Raw genomic sequence first — 500 nt, 5'->3', positions numbered from 1 at the left:
GATATCGCGCCGATCGTGCCGATGAATAGTGCCACTGGCACCGCGACCCACATCAACGCACCTGCGATCATGAGAATGCCCGCCAGCGCCTCTCCAAATGGATAGACATAGCCGTAGCGGACCCATCTTTGTGCGAGCAGGTCGTAGTTCAGGAACATCGTGGAAAAGCCCTCGATATCCTGGAGCTTCTGCACGGCCAGAAGCGTCATGGCGAAGGCTATGAACCATTCGAAGGCGCGAAAGGTGAAGATGTTTCCGAACATGTACCAGCTCACCGCCAGCCCCATGAGCAGAGCCATGGTGAAGATCGCGATCACGGGCACATAGCTGGTCTCATCCTCCGACGGGACCTCCTTGCCGAAATGAGCAAGCAGATCATCATGCCCTCCGATGCGACGGCCATCGATGAAGGTTTGCGGCGTGGTTTCCACCCCGTGCTCCTTCTTGAAGCGGTCCGTCTCTTCGCGCGTCGTCAGATGGTGGTCCTGCACCGTGTAACC

Annotated in this window: 1 protein-coding gene; it reads right to left on the bottom strand. The window is 57.8% G+C overall.

Annotation, left to right across the window (positions count from 1 at the left end; translation table 11 throughout):
- Positions 1 to 500 (bottom strand): glutaredoxin (locus tag WA367_RS15365; protein ID WP_336057660.1); only part of this gene is annotated, 500 nt, incomplete at both ends.

Source organism: Nitratireductor sp. CH_MIT9313-5 (assembly GCF_037029545.1).
Taxonomy (GTDB): Bacteria; Pseudomonadota; Alphaproteobacteria; order Rhizobiales; family Rhizobiaceae; genus Chelativorans.
Note: the sequence above shows the minus strand (reverse complement) of the source record. Positions and strands in the feature narration are given on the sequence as shown.